Raw genomic sequence first — 3,330 nt, forward strand, 5'->3', positions numbered from 1 at the left:
TGCCCACCGCGCGCGAGCAGGGCGTGGACGTGGTGGTGCGCAAGTTCCGCGGCCTCGCCGCGCCCAAGGGCGTTTCGCCCGACGCGGTGAAGGCGCTGGAGGCGGGGCTGCGCAAGGTGCTGGCCGCGCCCGACTACCGCAGGAGCTATACCGAAAGCAACCTGGTGCCGTTGATGCTGGGGCACGACGAGGCCGTGCGCTTCACCGGCGAGGTTGCGACCGACATCGCCCAGACCTTCCGCGAACTCGGGATCGCGCCGCGATGAAAGTGCAGCGCGGCGACTTCGCGCTGGGGCTCGCGGCCGTGGTGCTCGCCGCTGCCTGGCTGCGGCTGGCTGACGGCATCCCCGATAGCCTGCTGTCCGACGCGGTCGGCGCGGCCGGCCTGCCGCGTGCGGTGGGCTGGACGCTGGCCGGCGTCGGCACGCTGCTGTGTGCGCGCAGCGTGCTGCGGGCGCCGTCCGCACAGGGGGAAGGCGCATCGGCCGGCTGGCGTGCGCACCTGCGGGCGCTCGGGCTGCTCGCGATCCTGTTCGGCTACTTGCTGCTCGCGCCGTGGCTGGGCTATGCCGCCGCCACCGCGGCGCTGCTGGCCGCCGGCGCGGCGTATGCGGGCGCGCCGCGCGGGCGGATGCTGGTGATCGTGCCGGTGCTCGGGGCGCTGGTGTTCTGGCTGCTGTTCGTGCATGCGTTCGGCATCCCGATGCCGGGCAGCGTGCTGCTCGGAGGCGCCTGACGATGGAAGCCCTGCTGCAGGCGCTCTCGGCCCTGGCGGGAAGCTGGGCCATCCCGGCCGCTTTCCTGGGCGTGCTGTGGGGCATCCTGGGTGGCGCGCTGCCCGGCATCTCGCCTTCGATCGCCATGGCCATCCTGCTGCCCATGACCTACGGCATGCAGCCGGTCACGGCGATGGTGCTGCTGGCGAGCGTGTACGTCGGGGCGGAATACGGCGGCTCGATTCCCGCGATCCTGATCCGCACGCCGGGCACCAATTCGGCCGCCGCGACCACGGTGGACGGCTACGAGATGGCGCGCCAGGGCCGTGCCGGCGAGGCGCTGGGGATCTCGCTGGTGGCGGGCCTGGTGGGCGGGCTGTTCGGCCTGCTGGTGCTGGTCACGGCGACCCGGCCGCTCGCCAGCGTGGCCCTGTCCTTCACGCCGATGGCGTATTTCGCGCTCGGCATTTTGGGCATCTCGGTGATCGCCAGCCTGTCGGGCGGCTCGCTGCTCAAGGGCCTGCTGGCCGCGCTGCTCGGGCTGATGCTGGCGATGGTGGGGTCCGATCCGGTCTCCGGCGTCTCGCGCTTCACCTTCGACGAGCCCGAGCTGCTCGGGGGCATCAAGCCGCTGCTGGTGATGGTGGGCCTGTTCGCCGTTTCCGAGATGCTGATCCAGGTCGGCGAGCCGGCCTGGGCGCGCGCCGATGCGTCGCAGGCGCGCCTGAAGTTGCCGGACTGGCCGCTCGCGAAGCGGCTGGCGCGGCCCACCGCGATCGGCTGCGCGATCGGCACCTTCGAGGGCGTGACGCCGGGGGCGGGCGGCACCGTCGCCGCCTTCATGTCGTATTCGGAGGCGCGCCGCTGGTCGAAGCATCCGGAGGAATTCGGCCAGGGCTCGCCCGAGGGCGTGGCGGCGCCCGAAGCAGCCAACAACGTGGTGACGGCGACGGCCCTGGTGCCGCTGCTGAGCCTGGGGATCCCGGGCTCCAATTCCGCCGCCATCCTGCTCGGGGGCTTCCTGGTGCACGGGCTGCAGCCCGGGCCGCTGCTGTTCGAGAAGGCGCCGCAGGTGGTGTACGGGCTCTATGCGGGGCTGCTGGTCGCCAATATCGCCATGCTGCTGATCGGGCTGGTGATCCTCACGCCCTGCATCTGGCTGGTGAACCGGCCCAAGCCCTGGCTGATCGCCTTCATCCTGGCCCTGGTCGTTTCCGGCGTGTACTCGGTGCACCAGAGCCTGTTCGAGGTGGGGCTGGTGCTCGGGATCGGCGCGCTGGGTTACCTGCTGCGCGCCGCCGGCGTGCCGCTGCTGCCCATGGTGCTGGGGGTGGTGCTCGGGTTCATGATCGAGTCCAACTACCGGCGCAGCCTGCTGCTGTCCGGCGGCGACCATGCGATCTTCTTCACCGACCGGGTGTCGCTGGCGCTGCTGCTGGCGGCGGCGGCGCTCGCCCTCTATTCCGGCTGGCAGGAAATCCGCGGCCCGCGCAAGCGGCGCGCCGCCTTGGAGGAGCAGACGACGTGAGCGAGACAGCTTCCGACATCACGGTGGCCGAACGGCTGGCGCGGGTCATCGCGGACCTTCCCGCGGGCACGCCGCCGGCGATGCGGCCGGTCTGCCAGTCGTTGCTGGTGGACGTCGCCGGCCTCTGCATCGCCGCCCGCCACACCGACTTCATGCGCGCCACCGTCGCCGCCAGCGACGATTCTGGCGAGTGCACGGTGATCGGCCATGCGCAGCCGCGCAGCGTCGCCATGGCGGCTCTGTGCAACGGCACGGCGGCCCACGGCGAGGACTACGACGACACCTACGAGGGCGGCCCGGCCCACGCCGGCGCCGTGGTCGTGCCGGCCCTGCTCGCCACCGCGGAACGCCACGCGCTCGGCGGCGCCGAACTCGGGCGCGGCCTCGCCGTCGGCGCGGAAGTGATCTGCCGCATGTGCCTGGTGGCGCCCAAGCTGGTGCACAAGGCGGGCTTCCATCCGACCGCGGTGTTCGGCGCCATCGGCGCCGCCGCCGGGGTGGCGGCGGCGCTGCGGCTCGATGCGAAGCAGGTCGTGGACGCCGTGGGCATCGCCGGCAGCATGGCCTCCGGCATCATCGAGTACCTGGCGGAGGGCGCCTGGACCAAGCGCATGCACCCCGGCTGGGCGGCGCAGGCCGGCTACCGGGCGGCGCGCATGGCGCAGGCGGGCTTCACAGGCCCGCGCACCCTGTTCGAAGGTGAGCACGGCTTCTACTGGGCTTTCGCGCGCACGCACGAGGGCCGCTTCGCCGACATGCTGCAAGGCTTCGGCGAGCGCTGGCTGGCGGCCGACATCGCCTTCAAGCCCTATGCCTGCGGCACCATGGCCCATCCCTACATCGACTGCGCCCGCCGGTTGGTGGCGCAGGGCCTCGATCCGGCGCAGGTGGAGGCCATCCAGTGCGAGACGGCCGAGGGCATCGTGCACCGCCTGTGGGAGCCGTTCGCGGCCAAGCAGAACCCGCCCAACGGCTACGCGGCCAAGTTCAGCATCCCCTACGCGATCGCGGTCGGGCTGCTGCGCGGCGATGCCGGCCTGGGCGAGTACGAGGAGGCCATCGTGCAGGATCCGGCGGTGCGCGCGC

At 72.5% G+C, this 3,330-nt stretch carries 3 protein-coding genes and 1 pseudogene; all 4 read left to right on the top strand.

Features of this window, described 5'->3' with window-relative positions; all coding sequences use genetic code 11:
- Positions 1 to 266 (top strand): annotated as a pseudogene (locus tag VFM98_RS04815) (tripartite tricarboxylate transporter substrate binding protein); the annotation flags it as partial.
- Entirely contained in the window at positions 263 to 736 is a 474-nt protein-coding gene (locus VFM98_RS04820) for a tripartite tricarboxylate transporter TctB family protein (RefSeq protein ID WP_325108760.1), read from the top strand. The pseudogene VFM98_RS04815 and the gene VFM98_RS04820, both read left to right, overlap by 4 nt.
- 2 nt (positions 737 to 738) lie before the next feature.
- Positions 739 to 2,244, top strand: coding sequence for a tripartite tricarboxylate transporter permease (locus tag VFM98_RS04825; protein WP_325108761.1), 1,506 nt, complete (start codon positions 739 to 741; stop codon positions 2,242 to 2,244).
- Positions 2,241 to 3,330, top strand: a 1,090-nt coding sequence (locus VFM98_RS04830) for an MmgE/PrpD family protein (RefSeq protein ID WP_325108762.1), incomplete at its 3' end; no start/stop codon positions are given. The genes VFM98_RS04825 and VFM98_RS04830, both read left to right, overlap by 4 nt.

Origin of the sequence: Ramlibacter sp., from assembly GCF_035706265.1 — a bacterium.
In the GTDB taxonomy this organism is placed as follows: domain Bacteria; phylum Pseudomonadota; class Gammaproteobacteria; order Burkholderiales; family Burkholderiaceae_C; genus Ramlibacter.